We start from the raw sequence: 21,466 nt of genomic DNA, 5'->3' as shown, positions 1-21,466 counted from the left end.
AGGCAACAGCCCCCGCCGGAACCCCGCCGATGACTCGATCGCAACTGCTTGCTTCCCTGTTAGCCACCGCCGCTCTCGCCGCCAGCACCGCCCATGCCGCGGGCAACAAGGAAGAAGGCCGCCTCAAGACCTACACCTGCCACGGCTGCCATGGCGTTCCGGGCTATACCAATGCCTATCCGAACTACCATGTGCCGCGCATCGGCGGACAGAGCTACGAGTACCTCGTCGCCGCGCTGACCGCCTACAAGACCGGCGAGCGCGCCCACCCGACCATGCAGGCCCAGGGCGAAAGCCTGAGCAAGCAGGACATCGAAGACATCGCCGCGTATCTCGCCGGCCTGGCCCAGTAAGACACGAGGACGCTACGGATGAATCGCACGCTCTCCCTGATCGCGCTGGCCGGCATGCTGGCCGTTTCCTCGGCAGCCCAGGCCGCCGGCAATATCGAGAACGGCAAGAAGCTGGCCCAGACCTGCGCCCAGTGCCACGGCGCGGACGGCAACCCGACCGACCCGCAGTATCCCAAGCTGGCCGGCCAATACCGCAACTATCTCGAACACGCGCTCACCGAGTACAAGGCCGGCCGGCGCAAGAACGCCATCATGGCGCTGTCGGTGGAACCGCTGACCACGCAAGGCATCGCCGATCTGGCGCTGTACTACTCCAGCCTGCCGACCAAGCTGACCGACCTGAGCCACCCGCCGAAGAAGTAATCGCGGCGGCACTCTGTGAAACGAAAAAGCCCGGCATCGCCGGGCTTTTTCGTTGACGCCCTATCGCGCTCAGGCCAGCGCCGACTTGCCTTCGGCCTTGGCGGCGAAATACGGATTGGCGCCGCTGGCATGGTCGGTGGCGTCGCGCACCGCGGTGATTTCCGGCACGCGCTCGCGCAGGGTCTTTTCCACGCCGTTCTTGAGCGTCACATCGGCCATGCCGCAGCCATGGCAGCCGCCGCCGAAACGCAGCAGCACCACGCCCTCGGCGGTGATTTCTTCCAGGCTGATGCGGCCGCCGTGGGCGGCGACGCGGGGATTGATCTCGGTCTCGATCACGTAGCGCACGCGCTCCACCAGGCTGGCGCCCTCGCCCGGCACTTCGCCCTTGATGCGCGGCGCGCGGATGGTGAGCTGGCCGCCGGTGGGCGAGGTTTCGTAGTCGATCTCGGCGGCGTCGAGGAAGGGAACGCTGGCGGCTTCGACATAGAGCGGGAAGCCGCGGCATTCCACCGTCCATTCGTCGCCGGCGAGATCGGCCGCTTCGCAGAATTCGAGCTGGCAGTCCGCCGCGGGTGTGCCGGCCTTGACCGCACGCAGGCGGATGCCCAGGCCGGGAATGCCTTGCTGGTCGATGAGCTTGAGGAAATGTTGCTGGGCGCGCTCGGAAATATTGATCATGACGGCTTCCGTTGAATCTGGACCATTGTAGTCCTGATTCCAGCCTGGACCAAGGCGGGCACCGTTATACTCGCCGCTTTCCCAGCGCCGGAGCCCCGTCATGACCAAGGACGAACTGATCGCCACGCACTGCATCCCGCGCAAAGGCGCCGCCGACGCGCTGCCGGCCGAACGCCAGACCGAGCTGGGCCGGCTGATCCCGCAATGGCAGGTGGATGCGGCCAAGGGCGAGCTGCGCCGCGAATTCAAATTCCGCGATTTCCACCACACCATGGGCTTCGTCAACGCCGTCGCCTGGATGGCCAACCGCGAAGACCATCACCCGGATCTGGAAGTCGGCTACAACTACTGCCGCATGCGCTGGTCCACCCACGACGTGGGCGGGCTGTCGCTGAACGATTTCCTCTGCGCGGCCAAGGTCGACGCCATCATCGACTGAGTCCCGCGCCGGCCCATGCGCGCAAGCGCCGTACAAGCCGCGCTGTGGCTGCTGGCCGTTCTGGCCTGCCTGGCCGGGCTGGACTACCTGGCGCGCTGGCAGCTGGCCCGGCAGCTGCGCGCGGAAGCCGTGGCCAGCCTCGGCGCGCTGGCGCGCGGCGACACGCCGTTGCGCTGGCAGTTGCGCAACAGCGGCGATCTGGTCGGCGGCCGCGTGTTCGGCGACTGTGCGTACGAATTCACACCGGCCGGCCTGCGACTGCGCGCCGGCAGCCAAGTCTGCGAACTCGGACTGCGCCTGCGCGGCGCGCTAGATCTGAGCCGCTTCGGCCGGTTGCAGATCGACAGCGACCGTCCCCTGCCCGCCTTTTTCCTGTTGCTGCGCGAAAGACTGGACCAGCCGCAGCGCCACGCAGAAGTACCCGCCGCAGCCAGCATTGCGCTGGACGCCCTGGCCTGGCGCCAGGACGACGGCAGCCTGGCCACACCGCCGCACCGCGCCGCCATGCTGCGCCTGCGCCTGGCCGCGCTGGAACAGGATCTGCTGCTGGGCGAGGTGGTGCTGCGGCCGTCCGGGGCCTTGCTGCCGCTGCCCCCGGGCGCTGCCGACTGGCAGCCGCTGCAAGCCGCCGCCGCCCTCGCGCCGCCGCGCCTGCCGTTGTTCGCAGCCCAGGACGGGCTGAAGCCGGAACAGCTGCTTGCCGCGCGCGACCGGCTGCGCGAGCGCGAGCCGTTTGCGCTGGTCGTATACCGGCATGACACCGAAGCCGTGGCTGCCGCCGTCAGCGAGACCGCAGAACACACTGCGTCCGCCGCGACTGCCGGCGCAGATCCTGCGCTGGACACCGCCGCCACACACGCGTCCATCCCTGCCTGGCTGGCCCTGGCAGCCACCGCGATTCTGCTCGCCGGCCTGTATCGGCGTCCGCCACGCAATCCGCGCGCAGCGGCCCTGCTGCAGTCCCTGGCCGCCGTCGCCCTGCCGCTGTACCTGGTCGCCGGTCTGCGCGTGAGCGATGACTTTGATACCTGGACCCTGGCCGCGCTGGGCCTGGCCCTGCTCTACGCCGCCGCGCCGACCCCGCGCCAGCCACGCCTGGCCCACGCTTGGCGCGGCACGCCGCGGGCCTGGCTGCTGGCGGCCCTGGGACCGGTCCTGGCCCTGCTGCTGGTGCTGCTGGCCATCCCCGCCGGCGCCCGGCCGGGCCTGCACTGGGCAGGACTGCCGCTGTACGTGCTCTGGGCCGCGCTGCAGCAATGGCTGATCTGCCGCGTATTCGCCGAACGGCTGCGCGGCAGCGGCCTGGCGCCGCGCTGGATCGCCCTGGCCGCCGCCCTGGTCTTCGCCCTGCTGCATGCGCCGAACGCCACGCTGATGCTGGCCACCTTCGCCGGCGGCCTGCTGTGGAGCGCGATCTGGCTGCGCGAACGCGGCCTCTGGCCCATCGCCCTGTCGCATGCGCTGGCGGCCGGGCTGCTGGTGCAGGGGCTGCCGCCGCAGCTGCTGCGCTCGGCCGAGGTCAGCCTGCGCTTTTTCCTCTAGCCGCCCACGTTGGCGCGCCCGCCGTCTTGCCTGCGGAAGCCGCGGCATGTTCGGATGAGCCCGGCGCCCGCGTTTGCCTGGCGCAGAATTCCACAGATTATGGAGCAACCGTCGTGACCGCCACTTCCCCGCGCCGTTCCTGGCTGGCCTATCTCGCTGCCTTCCTCGGCTGCGGCAGCCTGATCGGCGTGCTCTGCTTCCATTTTCCGCAGCTGATGACCAGCAAGGATTTCCGCCAGGTCTACAGCGAGGCCTTCGCCCGCCACCTGCTGCTGGCCGGGCTGATCGCCGCCTTCGTGCTGGGCACCCTGGCGGTACTGCGCGGGCGCAACCGCCGCGTCGCCCTGCTCGGCGTGGCCAGCGCCACCCTGGCCGTGCTGCTGGGCGGCAGCAATGTGCAATTCGATGCGATAGGAAAAACGCCGTATTCGCTAGGACTGGACTGGTTCGTCATTTCGCTGTTCTTCTCCGCCCTGGTGTTCGTGCCGCTGGAACGCTTCCTGGGCCGCGAGCAGTCGCCGCTGCGGCCGCAGTGGCGAACCGACCTCAGCTATTTCTTCATGAGCCATGTGCTGGTGCAGTTCATCCTGATCCTGGTCACGGCCTCGACCAGCGCCCTCGCCGGCCTGGCGGCGTTCCCCGGCCTCAAGGCGCAGATCCAGGCACTGCCGCTGTGGCTGCAGTTCCTGATCGCGGTGTTCTTCGCCGATCTGGCCCAGGCCCTGCTGCACCGCGCGTATCACAACATCCCCTGGCTATGGCGCTTTCATGCGGTGCACCACTCCAGCCGGCACATGGACTGGCTGGCCGGCTCGCGCGTGCATTTCGTCGAGATCGTGCTGACCCGCAGCGCCGTGCTGCTGCCGCTGCTGGTGCTGGGCTTCGCGCCGGCAGCAGTGAATGCCTACGTGGTACTGGTCGGCATACAGGCCGTGCTGGCCCATGCCAATGTGCGCGTGCCGTTCGGCTGGCTGGAATACCTGCTGGTGCTGCCGCGCTATCACCATTGGCACCACGTGCGCGACAGGGCCTGGGTGGACAAGAACTACGCCATCCACCTGCCCGTGGTCGACATGCTCATGGGTACGTTCCAGCTGCCGCCGCGCGGCGAATGGCCGCAGGAATATGGCGTGCTGAAGCTGGAAACCGTGCCCGACGGCATCTGGCAGCAGCACCTGATGCCGTTCCAGCGGCCGCCCGCCAAGACCGGGCACGAAACCGTCTGACGCCGCGGCAGCGTCTTCACGCGCAATTTATGCATCGCCGCGGCAGCGGTGAAGAAAACATCGTGTCATCGTCGCCGGCGCTTGCCCCGGGCCGCCGCAGAGGGGCTACACTGCGCGTTGCAAGCAGGGGGTTGTACGATGTCATCGATCACCGAACTGCTCGATCGCTGGAAACGCGGCGATCGCAGTGTTGAAGACGCGTTGGCGACCGATATCTATCCGGTATTGCGCGAGCTGGCGCGCGCCCAGGTGCGCCGCCACGGCAACGCGCTGACCTTGCGCGCCACCGAACTGGCCAACGAGGCCTACGAACGCCTGCACGTGCAGCAGGGCGTGAACTGGCAGAACCGCGCCCATTTCCATGCCATCGCCGCGACCTTGATGCGCCGCGTCGTGGTCGATTACCTGCGCGAGCGGCAGGCGGAAAAGCGCGGCGGCGACCAGCTCTTCATCGCCCTGGACGACATGAACCAGCGCGAGACGCCGGCCCAGGGCGACCACGTCGACTGGCTCGCCGTCGACCAGGCCCTGACCGAATTCGCCCAGGCCGCGCCGGACGCCGCCCGCGTCGTGGAACTGCGTCTGTTCTCCGGCCTGACCAAGGAAGAAATCGCCGAGGTCTGCGGCTCGTCCCGCGCCACGGTCGGACGTCAGTGGCGCTTCGCCCGCGCCTGGCTGGCCGAGCGGCTGGACGTGGTGCCCGGCGATGAAGACGGCGGCTGAGCGCATACGCCGCCTCGGCGAGCTGTTCGACGAGGCGCTGGACCTGGATCCCGTCGCCCGCGAGCAATTGCTTGCGCGCTGCCGCGCCGAAGATCCCAGCCTGGCCGATGAACTGGCCCGCCTGATCGAGCGCGACCTGAGCCTGCTCGACAGCCAGCCGCGCACGCCGCTGGGCCTGGTCAGCGCCGGCCTGGACGCCCGCGACAGCGACACGCTGCAGCCGGGCAAGCAGTTCGGCGTCTACCGGCTGGAGCAGGAGATCGGCCAGGGCGGCATGGGCCGCGTCTTCCGCGCCACCCGCAGCGGGCCGGATTTCACCCAGGAAGTGGCGATCAAGTTCGTGCGCCGCGACCTGGTCCACCCGGCCCTGCTGCGCCGCTTCTCCACCGAGCGCGCGATTCTCGCCGCGCTGGATCATCCCGGCATCTCGCGCCTGATCGACGCCAGCACCACGCCGGAAGGCACGCCCTACGTGGTGATGGAATTCGTGCGCGGCCAGGCCATAGACGGCTGGGCCGACGCGCGCCTGCTGGGCCTGGACGAACGCCTGGCGTTGTTCCGCAAGGTGCTGGCCGCGGTGGCGCATGCGCACCGCAACCTGGTCGTGCACCGCGACATCAAGGCCAGCAATGTGCTGGTCACCGACGACGGCGAGATCAAGCTGCTGGACTTCGGCATCGCCAAGCCGCTGGGCCGCCTCGGCGATATCAGCGCCACCCAGACCATGGACCGCTTCCTCACGCCGTCCAGCGCCGCGCCGGAGCAGCTCGCCGGCGGGCCGATCACGGTGGCCTGCGACATCCACGCCCTGGGCATGCTGCTGTACGAACTGCTGGCCGGCCGCCTGCCGTTCGGCTTCGCCAACATGACGCCGGGCGAGATCGAGCACGCCATACGCCAGGTGCCGCCACCGCCCATGGCCGGCCGCGTCCTCGACTCCGACCTGGCCCTGGCCCAGGCGCGCGGCTTCCACCACGTGCGCGAACTGCGCGAGGCGCTGCGCGGCGATCTGGAGCACATCGTCCAGCGCTGCCTGCGCAAGCTGCCGACCGAGCGCTACGGCACCATAGACCAGCTCGACCACGACATCGACTGCGTGCTGCGCCAGCAGCCCATACGCGAGCGCCAGAGCGACCGCTGGTACCGCTGGCGCAAGTTCGTCGCGCGCCACCGCGTGGCCTCGGCGCTGAGTGCGGTGCTGCTGCTGACCGTACTCGTCGCGGTCGCCGCGATACTGCGCCAGAACGTCGCCATCACGCACGAGCGCGACCGCGCCCAGCGTGCCGTCGGCCTGCTCAAGAACGCCTTCGCCGCGGCCAATCCCACCCAGGTCGCCGGCGCCAACGTCACCGCCCGCGCCGTGCTCGAAGCGGCGCGGCCGTCATTGGAAACCACGTTCGACACCCAGCCCGACGTCTATGCCGAACTGGCCGGCACCCTGGCGGAAGTGGAACTGGCGGTAGGCCTGAGCCCGCAGGCCGCGGAGCTGGCCGAACGCGCGAGACAGGCCGCTGCCAAGGCAGGATTCGACGCGGCCCGCACGGGTGCGCTGCTGATCCTGGAGGCGCGCGCCCGCATCAGCGCGGGCGACTACGCCGAGGCGGAAGAGCGCCTGACCCGGGCTGCGGCGCTGGGACTGGAACAGACGCCGGAATGGCAACTGGCCATGGGCCAGCTATGCCATCACCGCAGCCTGCGCGAGCAGGCCCTGGCCCATTTGGAACAGGCGGTGCGCGACACGCGCGGACGCCCGCCGTCCGACGATATCGCCAACCTGGCGCGGCTGCAGCTGGCCAACGCCCTGCGCTCGTCCGAACGCTCGCAGGAGGCGCTGGCCTTGTTCGACCAGACCCTCGCATGGCAGAGCGCCGGACTGCAGCCCGACCATCCGCGCCTCACCCTGATCCGCATGTATCGGCTGGACGCGCTGCGCCGGGTGCGCGGCGCCAAGGCCACGGTACCGGAAGCGCGCCAGGTGGTCGAGGAAGCCGACCGCATCTACGGCAAGAACAGCATTGCCGCGGCCACCGCGCGCATGTCGCTGGGTATCTCGCTGCTGGAAGCCGGCGAACGCGGCGAAGGCGCCCAGGTTTTCCGCGAATCGCTGACCGCCTGGCGCAGCGCGGTCGGCAACGATCATCAGAACACGCTGCGCTCGGCCTTCAACCTGGCGCAGATCCTTACCGACCTCGGCGGCAACGATGCCGAAGCCGAGGCGCTGTATCGCGAAATCCTGCAGCGCGGCGAGGCCAAGGCCGAGGAAACCCGCGCACCGCTGGTATTCTGGCGCAGCCACTACGCCCAGTTCCTGCTCAAACGCCAGCGCGCCGGCGATGCGCTGCGCCTGCTGCTGGAGCCCGACAACCTGACGCGCCTGCCGGACTCCCACTCCAGCCATCGCAGCGCCTTCCTCGCCGCGCTCAAAGCGGCCAGCAGCGCGGCGGGCTGCGACGCGCCGGCGCCGCGGGCGGACATCGCCAGCTACTGCACGACGGCCGCGGATTTGGTGAAATCAAGCGCGGTTTCCGCACCTGGCACAGAATCTGACAACTTGCCCTGAGCCCCTGCCCAGGCGTTTTCCGCGTACGGTTGTAGCATCGGCTTCTCCTGGCCGGTGCTACCGTTTTCAACACTATCCCTAGCCTAAGGGGGGCTACCCATGTTCCGTACTCTCGCTTCCTGCCTGTCTTCCATCGCACTTGCCGCCGCGTTCCTGTCCGCCTCGCCGGTGCGGGCGGACATCGAACTTTGCGAAGCCCTTCGCAGCGAGACCTGCCCCAACGGCTGCTATCGCTACCAGGTACCCATCGGCACCGAGCTCAACGGCACGTCCGAGTGCAACAAGTCGGCGATCATCGTCATCCAGGACGACAACAGCTCGCCGCCCATCGCGCCCTCGCTGGAATGCAAGCGCAGCGGCAACGGCTACGCCTGCGAGGCCTGGCCCAAGGGCGAAACGCTGACCTACAGCTGGGCCAGCGAACAGTCCAACGACGTCATCACCGGCGATCCCGAGTCGTCCCAGAACTTCAGCTGCGACGGCGGCGTGGTCGTGGTCTCGGTGTCCAGCCCGCTGGACGCGGCCGCCGACGCCAGCATCATCCTGCCGGCCTGCGACTGATCCGCCCCGTTACGTTTGGTAACAATCCGCTGCAGCCTTGCGTGAGCCCTCAGGGGCTTCCGATCCGAGTAGGAATAATCGGGCTCCGCAACGCCCTGTCGCATCGCAGTCGCCACGCGCCCCCTGAGCGTGGCGACTGCGCTGCGATGTTTAGCCGCTGGCGGAGCCGCAACGATCACTTCTTAGGGGGAAGTGCATGCGCTCCGGCAACGATCTTCTGCGCTGCAGTCTGGTTGGACTCGCACTCATCTTATCGGGCAGCCTCGGCGCTGCCGGGCTCGACTGCATTTCGCTGGAATCCGGCTTCCGCTGCGAAGCCTGGCCGCAAGGCAGCGACTACCGCTATGAATGGCATATCGCCGGCGCCCGCACCGGCCAGCCCTTCTCCACCGGCGCCCTGCACGAGGTTGGCTGCTTCGCCGACCATGCCAGCGCCATAGCCGTCAGCGTGATTACGCCGGCCGGCCATATCGAAACCGCCACCCGGCTGCTGCCGGCCTGCCACGAACTGCACACCGATGCGCTCAGCGCCCGTGGCGGCACATCCCAGTCGTTCTGAGTGACCGCAGCGGCGGCGCTCCGTCGCTGCTGCACATGCGTCGCTACCGCAGACAGGCCCCGGCACTCGATTCAGTGCCGACGTACTGGCGAACCGGGCGCAATACGTAACGCCGCGGCGGAGCCGCTCGCCCACACCGCACGCGGCCTCTGCGCTCGGAGCGTGATCGTCACCAGTGATACGTCCGAGCCTTGCGCCTCGCCGCGCATGCAATACGCCCAGCGCTCAGCGCGGCTCCTTCCAGTCGTTGTCAACCTGCACGGCCGCCGCGGCGGCATTGCACCGCTGCGCACGCCTGCCGCCATTCTCACACCGAACGCTGGCGCAGCACCTCGAACAAGGTGATGCCGGTGGCCACCGACACATTCAGGCTTTCCACCGCGCCGCGCATGGGGATGCGCACGAGGTAGTCGCACTGTTCGCGCGTCAGCCGGCGCAAGCCTTCGCCTTCGCTGCCGATGACCAGGGCAATAGGCCCCTTCAGATCGACGCGGTAGAAATCCTGCTCGCTCTCGCCGACCAGTCCGGTCAGCCACAGGCCCGCATCCTTGAGCGCGCGCAGGGTGCGCGCGAGATTGGTCACGGCGATGAAGGGAACGCGGTCAGCGGCGCCGGCGGAAGCGCGGCGCACGATGGGCGTGATGCCCACGGCCTTGTCCTTGGTCACCACCACCGCGGTGACGCCGGCCGCTTCGGCGCTGCGCAGGCAGGCGCCGAGATTGTGCGGATCGGTCACCCCGTCCAGCACCAGCACCAGCGCCTCGCGCCCGGCGGCTTCGACCAGGCCGGCCAGCTCGCTCTCGCTGCGCGGCGGCGCCGCGCGGTACTGCGCGACCACGCCCTGGTGGCGTCCGCCGCCGGTCATGCGGTCCAGCAGCTCGCGCGTGCGGCCGTGCGGCTTCACGCCCAGGTCGCGCGCGCGTTCGGACAGTTCCTTCAGGCGCGCATTCGTCGTGCCGGTCTCGATGAACAGCTCGACGATGTTCTTCGGATCGTGGCTCAGCGCCGCCTCGACCGAGTTAATTCCAATCAGCAACTCGTGGCTCATCGCCGCTTTTTCTCCGTGTCATCGGCAACCAGGCGGAAATCGATCTTGCGGTCCTCCAGGCTGGCGCGCAGTACCTGTATGCGCACCGCGTCGCCGAGGCGGAATTTCAGCCCGCGCCGCTCGCCGGTGAGCAGGTGGCGTATCGGATCGAAATGGTAGTAATCGTTGGGCAGCTGTGTGATGTGGACCAGCCCGGTGACCTTGGAATCGACCAGTTCCACGAACAGGCCGAACGAAGTGACGCCCGAGACGATGCCGTCGAACTCGCTGCCGACGTGCTTTTCCATCCAGGCACATTTGTAGCGCTCGTCCACGTCGCGCTCGGCTTCCTCGGCACGGCGGCTGCACTGCGAACAATGAACCGCCATCGCCGCCATTGCCGTGGGCGAATAGCGATAGGCGGAGGGCTTGGCCTTGGACAGCGCGTGGCGGATGGCGCGGTGTACCAGCAGGTCCGGATAGCGCCGGATCGGCGAGGTGAAGTGCGCATACGCATCCAGCGCCAGGCCGAAATGCCCGCCGCAGTCGGGCACGTAGGCCGCCAGCGACTGCGAGCGCAGCAGCACCGATTCGATCAGGCTGGCGTCCGGGCGTTTCTGGATCTTCTTGATCAGGTTGGCGAAGTCGCCCGGCTCCACTTCCGCGGCCGGCGGCATCTTGAGGCTGAAATCCTTGAGGAATTCGAGCAGGTCGGAATACTTGCCTTCCGGCGGCGGCTCGTGCACGCGGTACAGCGCCGGCACGCGCGCTTTGCTGAGGAAGTGCGCCGCCTGCACATTGGCGGCGATCATGCATTCCTCAATCAGCTTGTGCGCGTCGTTGCGCGGTTCGGCGCCCAGCTGCACCACCTCGCCCGATGGCGCCAGGCGGAACTTCACCTCGGTGCTTTCGAAGTCGATCGCGCCGCGCTTCTTGCGCGCCTTGGCCAGCACCTTGTACAGCTGGTACAGCTGTTCAATATGCGGCATCAGGCTGCCGATCTGCGCGCGCGCCTCGGCGTCCTTCTCGCCCAGCGCCTTCCACACCTGGTTGTAGGTCAGGCGCGCGTGCGAGCGCATCACCGCCGGATAGAACTTCGACTTGACCACCTCGCCCTCATGGTCGACCTGCATGTCACAGACCATGCACAGCCGCTCCACCTTGGGATTGAGCGAGCAGATGCCGTTGGACAGGGTTTCCGGCAGCATGGGCACGACAAAGCCGGGGAAATACACCGAGGTGGCGCGCTTGTAGGCTTCCTCGTCCAGTGCGGTTTCCGGCTGCACGTAGTGCGACACGTCGGCGATGGCCACGACCAGGCGGAAGCCGCTGGCCACCGGCTCGGCGAACACGGCGTCGTCGAAGTCGCGCGCATCCTCGCCGTCGATGGTCACCAGCGGCAGGCCGCGCAGATCCTTGCGCCCGGCGATCTCGCCGGCGCTGACTTCGGGCTCTACCGTTTCCGCCTCGCGCAGCACGGCCTCGGGCCATTCGTGCGGGATGTCGTGGCTGGCAATGGCCATCTCCACCGTCAGCGACGGCGTCAGGCGCTCGCCCAGCACGGCCAGCACGCGGCCTATGGGACCGCGGTGCAGGCCCGGCGGCTCGGTGATCTCGGCGACGACGATCTGGCCGGAGCGTGCGCCCTGATCCTTGCCCGGCGCGATCAGGATGTCCTGGTGCAGGCGGCGGTCGTCCGGCGCGACCAGGATCACGCCGTCCTGTTCCACGATGCGGCCGACCAGACGCGGCGAACGCCGCTCCAGCACTTCGACGATGGCGCCCTGGCGGCGGCCGCGCCGGTCCATGCCGACGATGCTGCCGAGCACGCGGTCGCCGTGCAGCACCTTGCGCATTTCATACGGCGACAGATACAGATCCTCGCCGCCCGCATCGGGCTTGAGGAAACCGTAGCCGTCCGGATTGGCCAGCACCACCCCGGGCAGCAGGTCCAGTTTCTGCGCCACGCCGTAGCCGCCACGGCGGTTCTGGATCAGCTGGCCGTCGCGCAGCATCGCAGCGAGGCGCTTGGTCAGCGCGGCAAAATCGCGTTCATGGGTGAGCTGCAGACCGCGGGCCACCGCCTCGGCATTCATCAGCTGGCCCTGCGCCGTGAGGAAGGCCAGGATGGCTTCGCGGCTGGGAATCGGATGTTCGTAGCGCTGCTGTTCGCGCTCGGCAAAGGGATCGGTGCTGACGCCGGCTGGCGCGCCCTTGCGCGGCCTGGCGCTTTCCGCGGCTTCCGCGACGGCGCCCTTGCGCGGCTTCATGCTTTCGGCGGCCGGCACGATGGCGCCCTTGCGCGGGCGATTGTCCGGCTCGCCGCGCTCGCGCGCGTAGTCGTTGGCTGCGGCACGCTTGCGCGAGCGCGCTGTGGTTTCCGGCGTTTCGACGGTGCTGCTCTTGCGCGCCTGCGTCTTCGTTGCAGTGATGCTTTCCGCCGCCTTGCGGCGCGCTGCGGGCGCGGCCTGCCGGACGGTGGAAGGAGCTGCCTCGGCCTTGCGCTTGCGCGGCGCGGCCGGCGCGTCCATGGCGGCGGGCTTGCGCGCAGCGGGCGCGGAATTGGCATTGCGCTCGCGGCGCTTTGCCGGCGTCGGCGCGGGCGCCGCGGCGGCGGCGCTCTTGCGCGGCCTGACGTCTTGCGTTTCCTCCGCCTTGCGCGGGCGCTGCGACGAGGCCGCTGCGGCGGCCAGTGCCGCCATCTTGCGCACCGCCGCAGGCTTGGGTGCAGCGGCCGTGGTGGAAGCTTCGCCGCCGCGTCTGCCGGCGCCGGCTTCCGGCATCCAGCCGGGACGTCCGGATTTCTTCTTCGCGCCTTCGCGCGTGGGAGTCGTGGTACGTGATTTCTTCATGTGTTCTCTCAGTATATTCAGTCAGCCTCGCCGACATTCGAATTGATTGCAAGCAAAGCGTTGACAAGCTCGTCCGCGGTCCATATAGTTCGCGGCCTTCGCGGTGACAACACAACGCAACGCGAAGCACCTGCCCAGGTGGCGGAATTGGTAGACGCACTAGTTTCAGGTACTAGCGGGGCGACCCGTGGAGGTTCGAGTCCTCTCCTGGGCACCAATCTGAAGATCAAAAAGCCCGCCTAACAGCGGGCTTTTTGCTGTCTGCCACTGTGGAATCCAGGGACTCGCACCATGGCCATCAACTGCCCGCGCTGCAAAGATCGCAGTCTCAACCATTCGCGCATCGAAGCCGATCTGCCGGCACTGTCCTGCGACGGTTGCGGCGGCAGCCTGCTCTCGCTGCTGGCCTATCGCCACTGGCGCGAGAACCAGCCCGACGCAGACGCCAGCGCCAGCGGCGCACAGGAACTGGCCGAAGTGCAGGACACCTCGGTCGCGCTGTGCTGTCCCAAGTGTCAGCACTTCATGACCAAGTTCCGCGTCAGCGCCGACGCCGGCAACCAGATTGATCTGTGCGTGCATTGCGACGAAGCCTGGCTGGACCGCGGCGAATGGCAGCTGCTGGACCAGCTCGCCCTCTCCGGCCGCCTGACCCAGGTGTTCACCCAGCCCTGGCAGAACCGTGTGCGTTCCACCGAGGCCGAGCGCCGCGCCGAACAGCGCTGGAGCGAACGCCTGGGTGCCGACTACGCGCGGGCGCGCGAACTGCGCGAATGGCTGCGCGACAGCGCCAGCGCGCGCGACATCCTCGCCTACGTGAATCAGGTGCGCGAAGAAATTCCGCGCTGATTTTCGACGCGCGCGGCGCATGCCGGCGGCGTGCACGCCTGGTGCGCCGGCGCATCTGGTTTTCCGCACGCGCGCGCCGCCGCAGCTGCCGTCCGGCGCAGGCAATCCACGGTGACGGTTGGCGTTCTCGTGCACACACGCCGCCGCGACCATCGCGCCGCTCGACATGGGCCGCATCATCGCGGCGATGCGGCAGGAACAGCCATGCGGAGCCGGCCACATTTCCGCCGCGCGACGCAAACGCCGGGAAAAGGTCCGCGTATCTGCCGACAGCGCGGACCCGGCCGCCGCAACCTGATCACACGGCGCCGGGCGGCCCCTTCAGTTCGATCATGTTGCCTTCGCTGTCACTGAAGTACAGCGAAGGTCCCTCGCCTTCGGCGCCGTAGCGCGAGCCGTATTCGCCCGGGGTGACGCCGTGCAGGCGCAGGTGTGCGCGCAGCGCCTCCAGGTCGAAGGGTTCTATGCGCAGGCAGAAGTGATCCAGGTTGCGCCCTTCCGCGCCGGGCGCCGCGCCGCCGAGGCGGCCCAGCTTGCCGTCGATGCTGACAATGTCGATCAGCGAACTGCCCGCGCGCAGCTGCACCAGCCCTATCGCATCCTGGCGCTTCTCCACACTGCAGCCGACCACGTCGAGGTAGAACTGCACCAGCGCGTCCTGGTCGCGGGCGCGCAGCACGATGTGGTCCAGCGCGCGGATGGCGAAGGGCACGCTCATGCCGGCTTGGCTCCGGTCAGGCTGGCCTCGATCGCATCGGCGTACTTCTGCAGGTTCTGCATCTCGTCGGCCAGCTTGTGATCGTTGCTGCGGGTCAGCACCAGCACGATCATGTCCAGCGCCGTCGCCGTGGCGATGACGCGCACGCGCTGCTGCGGCGACAGCGTCTTGTTGTCCAGCAGCTGCAGCAAGCTGTCGTGCGAGGTGTTGCCGCTCATGAGCTTCATCATCCCTGCATCCCGGGTGCGGTGACTGTCGTCCTCAGGCGAACGGATCGCGCAGGATGATGGTGTCGTCGCGGTCCGCGCCGGTGGCGACCAGGGCCAGCGGGCATTCGGCCAGCTCTTCCACCGCACGCAGATAGGCGCGCGCCGCGGGCGGCAGCTTGGAGAATTCGCGCACGCCCGAGGTCGGCTCCTGCCAGCCCGGGAATTCCAGGTAGACCGGCTTGCATTCGTCCCAGCCGGCCGCGTCCAGCGGCGCCAGGGTGCGCTGCTTGCCGCGGTATTCGTAGGCGATGCAGACCTTGATCGTAGGCAGGCCGTCGAGCACGTCGAGCTTGGTGATGGCCAGGCCCGAGATACCGCTGATCTGCACCGCGCGCTTGAGCGCGACCAGATCTATCCAGCCGCAGCGGCGCGGCCGGCCGGTGGTGGCGCCGAATTCATTGCCGCGCTTGCGCAGCAGTTCGCCCATGTCGTCGTTGAGTTCGGTCGGGAACGGGCCGCCGCCGACGCGCGTGGCGTAGGCCTTGCAAATGCCCAGCACGTAGTCGATATCGCGCGCGCCGACGCCGCAGCCGGCATAGGCGCCGCCGACCGTGGTGTTGGACGAGGTCACGTAGGGATAGGTGCCGTGGTCGATGTCCAGCAGCGAGCCCTGGGCGCCCTCGAACAGGATTTTCTTGCCCGACTTGCGCAGGTCGTAAAGGATGGTCGAGACATCGTCGACCATGGGCTTGACGTAGTGGCCGAAGTTCAGCGCCTCGTCCAGCACCTTCTGGTAATCGACCGTGTCGGACTTGAGCCAGTTGGCCAGTACGAAGTTGTGGTAGTCGACCGCGTCGCGCAGCTTGTCGGCGAGCTGGTCGGGATAGAACAGGTCCGCCACGCGGATGCCGCGGCGCGCGACCTTGTCCTCGTAGGCCGGGCCTATGCCGCGGCCGGTGGTGCCGATGGCCTTGGCGCCCGAGGCCTTCTCGCGCGCCTGATCGACGGCGATGTGGTAAGGCATGATCAGCGGCGTGGCCGGCGAGATCTTCAGGCGCGAGCGCACATCCACGCCCTGCTCTTCCAGCTCGGCGATCTCGGTCTGCAGCGCCGCCGGCGACAGCACCACGCCGTTGCCGATCAGGCACAGCGCGTCGTCGCGCAGGATGCCGGAGGGAATCAGGTGCAGCACGGTCTTCTTGCCGCCGATGACCAGGGTATGGCCGGCGTTGTGGCCGCCCTGGAAACGCACAACGGCGCCGACTTCCTCGGTCAGCAGATCGACGATCTTGCCCTTGCCTTCGTCGCCCCACTGGGCTCCGAGGATAACGACTGACTTGCCCATGATTCTCACCTCAAACTAGGAACGAAAAGCGGCCGCGCCGGCGCATTCGCGCCGCCGCGGCCTGCGGATTTCCCGGCCGCGCGCCACGCGCGCGGCCCTGTTTTTCAGCCCAGCCGGCGCACCAGCTGGAGCGCGAGCAGGCCCACCACGATCATTACCGCGCCGGCCACGCGCAGCTCGCGTTCACCCAGCGCCTGCATCCGTTCGATCACCTGCTTCCAGGCTCCCGGCAGCGCGAACAGGAACAGGCCCTCGATCACGAACACCAGGCACAGCGCGGCATTCAGATCCTTCACACGCTATTTGCTGGCATCGAAATAACGGAACAGTTCCGATTTCGGGTCCAGCAGCAATACGCCATTTCCGTTACGGAACGACTCGCGGTAGGCCTCCAGGCTGCGCGTGAACGCATAGAACTCCGGATCCTTGCCGTAGGCCTGGGCATAGACCTCCGCCGCCTTGGCATCGCCCTGGCCGCGGATGGACTGCGCTTCCTTGGTCGCCTCGGCCAGCAGCACCTGGCGCTGGCGGTCGGCGTCGGCCTTGATGGTTTCGCCGGCTTCGGTACCGCGCGCGCGCAGGTCGTTGGCCACCTGCTTGCGCTCGGCGCGCATGCGGTCGTAGACCGATGCCAGCACCGTGCCTTCCTCGGGGAAATTGATGCCCTTGATGCGCACGTCGACGATGCGTATGCCCAGCGAGGAACGCGCCGCGGCGTCGGCCTTGTCGCGCACATGGGTGGTGATGTCGACGCGGCCGTCGGCGATCAGCTCATGCAGCGGGCGCGCATTGAACTCGAAGCGCAGCGCGTCCTTGACGATCGGGGTCAGGCGCAGCGTGGCCTGGCCTTCGTCGCCACCGGAGGCGCCGTAGAACAGCGCGACGTCGTCGATCTTCCACTTGACGTAGAAATCGACCAGCACGCTCTTCTTCTCCGAAGTCAGGTAGCGCTCCGGCTTGGTGTCCAGGCCCAGGATGCGCTTGTCGAAGCGCAGCACCTGCTGCACGAACGGCAGCTTCCACTGCAGGCCCGGGTCGTAGCCGGCGCGCACGATGCGGCCGAACTGCAGCAGCAGTGCGGTCTCGCCTTCGCGCACGACGAAGGTGGAATTGATGCCCAGCAGCACCAGCAGCGCGGCCAGCATGGCGGCAAAAGATTTCATTACTGGCCTCCCCGGTTGCGCGTCGCGTCGTCAGCCTGCAGCAGCACGCCGGCGCCCGGCGCCAGCGTGGTCGACGCCGGCACCAGCCGGTCCAGCGGCAGATTCAGCAGGCTGCGGCCTTCGCTGGAATCGACCACTTTCACGCTGTCCTTGAGCACCTGCTGCATGGTTTCCAGATACAGGCGCTTGCGCGTGACTTCCGGCGCGGCCTTGTACTGCGCCACCAACTGGTTGAAACGGTCCGCATCGCCTTCGGCGCGGGCGACGCGCTCGGCACGGTAGCCTTCGGCCTCGGCCTTGATGCGGGCGGCCTGGCCGCGCGCCTCGGGCACGATCTGGTTGGCATAGGCCTGGGCTTCGTTCTCGGTCTGCTGCTTGTTCTCGCGCGCGTTGGTCACGTCGTCGAAGGCTTCCTTGACTTCGTGCGGCGGCGCCACGGCCTGGAAGTTCACTTCGGTCACGGTGATGCCGGCTTCGTAGGAATCCAGCGTGGCCTGCAGCACTTTCTTGGTTTCCGCGACCAGCTCGGAACCCTGGCCGGAAAGGATGGTGTCCATCGCGCTGCCGCCGATGACCTGGCGCACTGCGCTCTCGGCGGCGTGCTTGAGGGTCGGGTCCTCGACATTCTTCACCTGGAACAGGAATTTCTCTGCGTCGTTGACCTGGTACTGCACATTGAAATCGATCAGGACGATGTTCTCGTCCATGGTCAGCATGCGCACCTGGTCGGCGAGAAGGCGCACGTCCTTGATCTTGACCTTGGTCACGGTCTCGATCGGGCGCGGCCACTTGAGGTTGAAGCCGGGGCTCATCACGCGCGTCTTCTTGCCGAAGCGCTGCACCACGCCGACATCGCGGGCGTTGATCACGCTCCAGCTGTCCAGCGCCACCCAGGCCAGCAGGATGGCGACCACCGCGATCAGCACGCCGCCGCTACCGTTGCCGGAACTGCCGCCGCCACCGCCGCCGCCGAAAAGATTGCCGAATCGCTCACGCAGCTTGCGCAGCGTGTCTTCCATATCCGGGCCTTTCTGATTGCCGCGCCAGGGGTCGCGTTTGCCCGGCTCATTCCATGCCATGAGTTGACCTCGAAATTGTCGTGCCGTCGCCGGCGCGCCGTTTGTAAGGAGTACAGGAACTGAGGGAATTACGGTTGTCCGATCGGCAACCGCGGAGGACGGACGCTGCGCGTCGTCGGGACGGATTGCGGCAGGATTGTACTAGACGGGGATGGAATTCAAACACGTCTGACGCCAAACCTCGGACTGCAGGAGGAAGTCGGGCCGCAACGGGCAGAGTCAAGGGCCGTAGCCGCGATCCGGCGCGCAGACCGCGCGCGGCGGCGGCGGTTTTCACGCATCCTGCACGGGTTCCGCATCCGCCGCAGGCTCTATCGCCGCGCGCAAGTAGCTTCCGTCACCGTCGGGCAGGCCGTACAGCGCCTGCAGCCGCGCGCGCGGCGCATCCAGCGCGAGCTGCCAGCCGCCGTTCTCGTCGCTGCTTTCCTGCAGCACCACGCCGGCCTCGTACAGGCGCGCGCGCAGGCGGCCCTGGCCCGCGGACAGGGGCAATTGCAGGCGCAGCCGGTCCTGGCCGAGTTTTTCCGCGATGGCTGCGCGCAGCAGCTCCAGTCCCAGCCCCTGCGCGGCAGAAAGCCATACCCGCGGCTGCGTGCCGCCGGCGACGTCGTCCCGGCGCGGCTGCGCGCCGTCGACGCGGTCTACCTTGTTGTAGACCAGGATCTGGGGAATGTCGTCGGCGCCGATCTGCGCCAGCACCGCGGCCACGTCGTCCATGCGCTGGGCGCGCTCGGACTCGGCCTCGGAAGCATCGACCACGTGCAACAGCAGGTCGGCGTCGCGGGTCTCGGCCAGGGTGGACTGGAACGCCGCGACCAGGTCGTGCGGCAGGTCGCGGATGAAGCCCACCGTGTCGGCCAGCACGAAGGGGCCGCTCGGCAGGCCTTCGATGCGGCGCAGGGTCGGATCAAGCGTGGCGAACAGCTGGTCGGCGGCATACACCTCCGCCCCACTGAGCCGGTTGAACAGGGTCGACTTGCCGGCGTTGGTGTAGCCGACCAGCGATACCAGCGGCACCGCGTTGCGCAGGCGGCCGCGGCGGGTCTGTTCGCGCTGCTGCGAAACCTTGTCCAGGCGCTCCTGCAATTGCTGGATACGGCCGCGCAGCAGGCGGCGGTCCAGCTCCAGCTTGGTCTCGCCGGGGCCGCGCAGGCCGATGGAGCCGCCGCGCTGGCTGTCCAGGCCGCTCCAGCCGCGCACCGCGCGCGTGGCCATGTGCTTGAGCTGGGCCAGCTCGACCTGCAGCTTGCCTTCGTGCGAGCGCGCGCGCAGGGCGAAGATGTCGAGGATCAGCCCGGTGCGGCCGATCACGCGGCATTCGCAATACTTTTCCAGATTGCGTTCCTGCACCGGGCTCAGGCTGTGGTTGACCAGGATCAGGTCGGCCGCGCTGGCGAGCTTGAGTTCGCGCAGTTCCTCCACCTTGCCCGTGCCCAGCAGGAAGCGCGCATTGGGCTGGTCGACCCGGGCGAATACCTGGCCGACCACGCTGGCGCCGGCGGAGGCCGCCAGTTCGGCGAACTCCTGCAGGCGCGCCTGCGCATCCGGATCGCCTGCGCGCGTGGTCTGGACGAGTACGGCGCGCTCGCCCCGGCGTGCCCTATCGTACAGGGCGCTCAGCCTTCGCCGTGGTCGGCATGCTCGGCGCTTTCGGCGTGCTCGCCGGGGCCGTGGCCGTGATGGCCGTTGTCGCCCAGGCGTACGTTGCGGCTGGGCACGACGGTGGAAATGGCGTGCTTGTACACCATCTGGCTCACGGTATTGCGCAGCAGCACCACGAACTGGTCGAAGGATTCGATCGTGCCCTGCAGCTTGATGCCGTTGACGAGGTAGATCGACACCGGCACGCGCTCGCGGCGCAGGGCGTTGAGAAACGGGTCTTGCAGGGACTGCCCTTTTGACATTGGTATTCTCCTGAACAGCGAACCGGAAAAAAATAGCAGCTGGGGGAAAGCGCCCCGGAAGAAACCCGGCGCCCCGGTCCAAGTCGCCGGATCTTAACCCGTCTTGAATGCGGCGAGAATGTCGAACCGGTTATGAAATCGACACCGGGCCGGCTCCGGACAGAAATAGTTCCAGCGCATCCGCCGCACGCCCGGCGAGGCCGTCCCGCTCCGGGTCCAGCCAGCGCGCGTCGAGTTCGCTGCGCAGCAGGGTGATCTGGCGCTTGGCCAGCTGGCGCGTGGCGAACACGCCGCGGTCGCGCAGCTCGGCCAGCGGAAACTCGCCGTCCAGGTATTGCCAGGCCTGGCGGTAGCCGACGGCGCGCATGGACGGCAGATCCGCATGCAGGCCCGGCCGGGCGCGCAGGCCGCGCACTTCCTCGACCAGGCCCTCGCGCAGCATCTGCTCGAAACGCACGGCGATGCGTGCATGCAGCGGCGCGCGCTCGGCCGGCACCAGGGCCAGCTTGAGGAAACGGTAAGGCGCGCGCGCGCCGCCGCCCTGCTGCAGTTCGCTCAGCGGCCGGCCGCTGAGTTCGATCACTTCCAGTGCGCGCAGCACGCGCTGGGTGTCGCCCGGGCGTATGCGCGCGGCCGCGGCCGGATCCAGCGCCGCCAGACGGCCGTGCAGGGCGGCCAGGCCCTGCGCCTGCAACTGCGCCTGCAGCCGGGCACGCAGCTCGGCATCGGCCGTGGGCAGGTCGGAAAAGCCCCGCGTCAGCGCGCGGAAGTACAGCCCGGTGCCGCCGACCAGCAGCGGCACCTGCCCGGCGGCGCTGATCTGCGCCATCTCGCGCAGGGCGTCGTCGCGGAATTCGCCGGCCGAATAGGCCTGTTCCGGATCGCGAATATCGATCAGCCGGTGCGGATAGCGCGCCAGCGTGGCCGCGTCCGGCTTGGCGCTGCCGATGTCCAGGCCGCGGTAGACCAGGGCCGAGTCCACGCTGACCAGCTGCAGCGGAAAGCGTTCGGACAGCAGGCAGGCCAGCGCCGTCTTGCCCGAGGCGGTAGGCCCCATCAGCAGTACGGCAGGCGGACGTGTATCGAGTGCGGGCATCCGGCGATTGTAGCGGCGCGCTGCGCCGGACTGCGCCGGACTGCGGCAGTTGCGACGCCGGCACACGGCGCGTCCGCTGCCTCGCCGCCGCGCGTCCGTACTGTTCCGCATCGGCGGTGCAGGGCATGACACATCCCGCCGCCGGCGCGCGTTTCCGCCCAGTCCCCGCCCGAGGCCGCGCATGCCGGATGTCCTGTTCCCGCTTTGCCGTATCCCT

At 68.3% G+C, this 21,466-nt stretch carries 22 protein-coding genes and 1 tRNA gene; 11 read left to right on the top strand and 12 right to left on the bottom strand.

All coding sequences use genetic code 11. The features are described 5' to 3' along the window. Nucleotides 1–29: 29 nt before the first annotated feature. Together NM961_RS19175 and NM961_RS19170 are read left to right on the top strand one after the other, a co-directional pair. The gene (locus NM961_RS19175; protein ID WP_255916022.1) at nucleotides 30–353 is read left to right on the top strand and encodes a c-type cytochrome; all 324 of its coding nucleotides are present in this window, start codon (nucleotides 30–32) and stop codon (nucleotides 351–353) included. An 18-nt stretch (nucleotides 354–371) separates the two neighbouring features. Then, nucleotides 372–716 carry a c-type cytochrome gene (locus NM961_RS19170; protein ID WP_255916021.1) on the top strand — a complete coding sequence of 115 codons (345 nt, stop codon included), beginning with the start codon at nucleotides 372–374 and terminating at the stop codon, nucleotides 714–716. Nucleotides 717–785: 69 nt separating this feature from the next. Here the strand turns inward: NM961_RS19170 and NM961_RS19165 are convergent, their stop codons facing one another. Then, the gene (locus NM961_RS19165) at nucleotides 786–1,397 is read right to left on the bottom strand and encodes an NfuA family Fe-S biogenesis protein (protein ID WP_255916020.1); all 612 of its coding nucleotides are present in this window, start codon (nucleotides 1,395–1,397) and stop codon (nucleotides 786–788) included. Nucleotides 1,398–1,497: 100 nt separating this feature from the next. Between NM961_RS19165 and NM961_RS19160 the strand changes: the two genes are divergently transcribed. The 7 genes from NM961_RS19160 (at nucleotide 1,498) to NM961_RS19130 (ending at nucleotide 9,007) form a co-directional block, all read left to right on the top strand. Next, nucleotides 1,498–1,836, top strand: coding sequence for a 4a-hydroxytetrahydrobiopterin dehydratase (locus tag NM961_RS19160; protein ID WP_255916019.1), 339 nt, complete (start codon nucleotides 1,498–1,500; stop codon nucleotides 1,834–1,836). A gap of 15 nt (nucleotides 1,837–1,851) precedes the next feature. Then, a complete protein-coding gene (locus tag NM961_RS19155; RefSeq protein ID WP_255916018.1) occupies nucleotides 1,852–3,378 on the top strand; it encodes a CPBP family glutamic-type intramembrane protease in 1,527 nt (508 codons plus the stop codon). A 113-nt stretch (nucleotides 3,379–3,491) separates the two neighbouring features. Continuing rightward, complete coding sequence (locus NM961_RS19150) at nucleotides 3,492–4,604, top strand: sterol desaturase family protein (protein WP_255916017.1); 1,113 nt, start codon at nucleotides 3,492–3,494, stop codon at nucleotides 4,602–4,604. A gap of 138 nt (nucleotides 4,605–4,742) precedes the next feature. Continuing rightward, complete coding sequence (locus tag NM961_RS19145; protein ID WP_255916016.1) at nucleotides 4,743–5,327, top strand: ECF-type sigma factor; 585 nt, start codon at nucleotides 4,743–4,745, stop codon at nucleotides 5,325–5,327. After that, nucleotides 5,311–7,887 carry a serine/threonine-protein kinase gene (locus tag NM961_RS19140; RefSeq protein WP_255916015.1) on the top strand — a complete coding sequence of 859 codons (2,577 nt, stop codon included), beginning with the start codon at nucleotides 5,311–5,313 and terminating at the stop codon, nucleotides 7,885–7,887. Before NM961_RS19145 ends, NM961_RS19140 begins: the two co-directional genes overlap by 17 nt. Before the next feature lie 99 nt (nucleotides 7,888–7,986). Continuing rightward, a complete protein-coding gene (locus NM961_RS19135; RefSeq protein WP_255916014.1) occupies nucleotides 7,987–8,448 on the top strand; it encodes a hypothetical protein in 462 nt (153 codons plus the stop codon). A gap of 196 nt (nucleotides 8,449–8,644) precedes the next feature. Then, nucleotides 8,645–9,007 carry a hypothetical protein gene (locus tag NM961_RS19130; protein WP_255916013.1) on the top strand — a complete coding sequence of 121 codons (363 nt, stop codon included), beginning with the start codon at nucleotides 8,645–8,647 and terminating at the stop codon, nucleotides 9,005–9,007. 307 nt (nucleotides 9,008–9,314) lie between these two features. Here the strand turns inward: NM961_RS19130 and rlmB are convergent, their stop codons facing one another. Both rlmB and rnr read right to left on the bottom strand, forming a co-directional pair. Beyond that, nucleotides 9,315–10,055 (bottom strand): 23S rRNA (guanosine(2251)-2'-O)-methyltransferase RlmB, encoded by a 741-nt coding sequence (rlmB, locus tag NM961_RS19125; protein WP_255916012.1) that lies wholly within the window; start codon nucleotides 10,053–10,055, stop codon nucleotides 9,315–9,317. Beyond that, nucleotides 10,052–12,304 carry a ribonuclease R gene (gene rnr, locus NM961_RS19120; RefSeq protein WP_255916031.1) on the bottom strand — a complete coding sequence of 751 codons (2,253 nt, stop codon included), beginning with the start codon at nucleotides 12,302–12,304 and terminating at the stop codon, nucleotides 10,052–10,054. The genes rlmB and rnr overlap by 4 nt, the downstream gene beginning before the upstream one ends. 714 nt (nucleotides 12,305–13,018) lie before the next feature. Between rnr and NM961_RS19115 the strand changes: the two genes are divergently transcribed. Both NM961_RS19115 and NM961_RS19110 read left to right on the top strand, forming a co-directional pair. Beyond that, nucleotides 13,019–13,103 (top strand) — tRNA-Leu (locus NM961_RS19115). Between the two features lie 74 nt (nucleotides 13,104–13,177). Next, nucleotides 13,178–13,735: a TFIIB-type zinc ribbon-containing protein gene (locus NM961_RS19110; protein WP_255916011.1), complete on the top strand. Its 558-nt coding sequence runs from the start codon at nucleotides 13,178–13,180 to the stop codon at nucleotides 13,733–13,735. A 298-nt stretch (nucleotides 13,736–14,033) separates the two neighbouring features. On the opposite strand, the gene NM961_RS19105 is transcribed toward NM961_RS19110, so the two are convergent. The 9 genes from NM961_RS19105 to miaA form a co-directional block, all read right to left on the bottom strand. Further along, nucleotides 14,034–14,453, bottom strand: coding sequence for a VOC family protein (locus NM961_RS19105; protein ID WP_255916010.1), 420 nt, complete (start codon nucleotides 14,451–14,453; stop codon nucleotides 14,034–14,036). Next, entirely contained in the window at nucleotides 14,450–14,683 is a 234-nt protein-coding gene (locus NM961_RS19100) for a hypothetical protein (protein WP_255916009.1), read from the bottom strand. The genes NM961_RS19105 and NM961_RS19100 overlap by 4 nt, the downstream gene beginning before the upstream one ends. 31 nt (nucleotides 14,684–14,714) lie before the next feature. After that, the gene (locus NM961_RS19095; RefSeq protein ID WP_255916008.1) at nucleotides 14,715–16,007 is read right to left on the bottom strand and encodes an adenylosuccinate synthase; all 1,293 of its coding nucleotides are present in this window, start codon (nucleotides 16,005–16,007) and stop codon (nucleotides 14,715–14,717) included. Between the two features lie 104 nt (nucleotides 16,008–16,111). Further along, nucleotides 16,112–16,303: a DUF2065 domain-containing protein gene (locus NM961_RS19090; protein WP_255916007.1), complete on the bottom strand. Its 192-nt coding sequence runs from the start codon at nucleotides 16,301–16,303 to the stop codon at nucleotides 16,112–16,114. A gap of 3 nt (nucleotides 16,304–16,306) precedes the next feature. Next, entirely contained in the window at nucleotides 16,307–17,170 is an 864-nt protein-coding gene (hflC, locus tag NM961_RS19085) for a protease modulator HflC (RefSeq protein WP_255916006.1), read from the bottom strand. Next, nucleotides 17,170–18,249: an FtsH protease activity modulator HflK gene (gene hflK, locus NM961_RS19080; protein ID WP_255916005.1), complete on the bottom strand. Its 1,080-nt coding sequence runs from the start codon at nucleotides 18,247–18,249 to the stop codon at nucleotides 17,170–17,172. Before hflK ends, hflC begins: the two co-directional genes overlap by 1 nt. 273 nt (nucleotides 18,250–18,522) lie before the next feature. Then, nucleotides 18,523–19,860: a ribosome rescue GTPase HflX gene (hflX, locus tag NM961_RS19075; protein WP_255916030.1), complete on the bottom strand. Its 1,338-nt coding sequence runs from the start codon at nucleotides 19,858–19,860 to the stop codon at nucleotides 18,523–18,525. A 5-nt stretch (nucleotides 19,861–19,865) separates the two neighbouring features. Next, complete coding sequence (gene hfq, locus NM961_RS19070; RefSeq protein WP_255916029.1) at nucleotides 19,866–20,153, bottom strand: RNA chaperone Hfq; 288 nt, start codon at nucleotides 20,151–20,153, stop codon at nucleotides 19,866–19,868. A gap of 130 nt (nucleotides 20,154–20,283) precedes the next feature. Then, nucleotides 20,284–21,249: a tRNA (adenosine(37)-N6)-dimethylallyltransferase MiaA gene (gene miaA, locus NM961_RS19065; protein WP_255916004.1), complete on the bottom strand. Its 966-nt coding sequence runs from the start codon at nucleotides 21,247–21,249 to the stop codon at nucleotides 20,284–20,286. Between the last annotated feature and the right edge of the window lie 217 nt (nucleotides 21,250–21,466).

The sequence above is a fragment of the Tahibacter harae genome (genome assembly GCF_024437735.1).
In the GTDB taxonomy this organism is placed as follows: Bacteria; Pseudomonadota; Gammaproteobacteria; order Xanthomonadales; family Rhodanobacteraceae; genus Tahibacter; species Tahibacter harae.
The sequence above is the reverse complement of the archived record's forward strand: the minus strand, read 5'-3'. Positions and strand labels throughout refer to the sequence as shown.

Coding starts and splice junctions, on each gene's coding strand:
- NM961_RS19170 (WP_255916021.1), top strand. CDS start 372: ATGAATCGCACGCTCTCCCTGATCGCGCTGGCCGGCATGCTGGCCGTT.
- miaA (WP_255916004.1), bottom strand. CDS start 21,249: ATGCCCGCACTCGATACACGTCCGCCTGCCGTACTGCTGATGGGGCCT.
- NM961_RS19095 (WP_255916008.1), bottom strand. CDS start 16,007: ATGGGCAAGTCAGTCGTTATCCTCGGAGCCCAGTGGGGCGACGAAGGC.
- rnr (WP_255916031.1), bottom strand. CDS start 12,304: ATGAAGCCGCGCAAGGGCGCCGTCGCGGAAGCCGCGGAAAGCGCCAGG.
- NM961_RS19100 (WP_255916009.1), bottom strand. CDS start 14,683: ATGATGAAGCTCATGAGCGGCAACACCTCGCACGACAGCTTGCTGCAG.
- NM961_RS19130 (WP_255916013.1), top strand. CDS start 8,645: ATGCGCTCCGGCAACGATCTTCTGCGCTGCAGTCTGGTTGGACTCGCA.
- hflK (WP_255916005.1), bottom strand. CDS start 18,249: ATGGCATGGAATGAGCCGGGCAAACGCGACCCCTGGCGCGGCAATCAG.
- NM961_RS19155 (WP_255916018.1), top strand. CDS start 1,852: ATGCGCGCAAGCGCCGTACAAGCCGCGCTGTGGCTGCTGGCCGTTCTG.
- NM961_RS19140 (WP_255916015.1), top strand. CDS start 5,311: ATGAAGACGGCGGCTGAGCGCATACGCCGCCTCGGCGAGCTGTTCGAC.
- NM961_RS19110 (WP_255916011.1), top strand. CDS start 13,178: ATGGCCATCAACTGCCCGCGCTGCAAAGATCGCAGTCTCAACCATTCG.
- NM961_RS19165 (WP_255916020.1), bottom strand. CDS start 1,397: ATGATCAATATTTCCGAGCGCGCCCAGCAACATTTCCTCAAGCTCATC.
- NM961_RS19135 (WP_255916014.1), top strand. CDS start 7,987: ATGTTCCGTACTCTCGCTTCCTGCCTGTCTTCCATCGCACTTGCCGCC.
- NM961_RS19105 (WP_255916010.1), bottom strand. CDS start 14,453: ATGAGCGTGCCCTTCGCCATCCGCGCGCTGGACCACATCGTGCTGCGC.
- NM961_RS19145 (WP_255916016.1), top strand. CDS start 4,743: ATGTCATCGATCACCGAACTGCTCGATCGCTGGAAACGCGGCGATCGC.
- NM961_RS19160 (WP_255916019.1), top strand. CDS start 1,498: ATGACCAAGGACGAACTGATCGCCACGCACTGCATCCCGCGCAAAGGC.
- hflC (WP_255916006.1), bottom strand. CDS start 17,170: ATGAAATCTTTTGCCGCCATGCTGGCCGCGCTGCTGGTGCTGCTGGGC.
- rlmB (WP_255916012.1), bottom strand. CDS start 10,055: ATGAGCCACGAGTTGCTGATTGGAATTAACTCGGTCGAGGCGGCGCTG.
- hfq (WP_255916029.1), bottom strand. CDS start 20,153: ATGTCAAAAGGGCAGTCCCTGCAAGACCCGTTTCTCAACGCCCTGCGC.
- NM961_RS19175 (WP_255916022.1), top strand. CDS start 30: ATGACTCGATCGCAACTGCTTGCTTCCCTGTTAGCCACCGCCGCTCTC.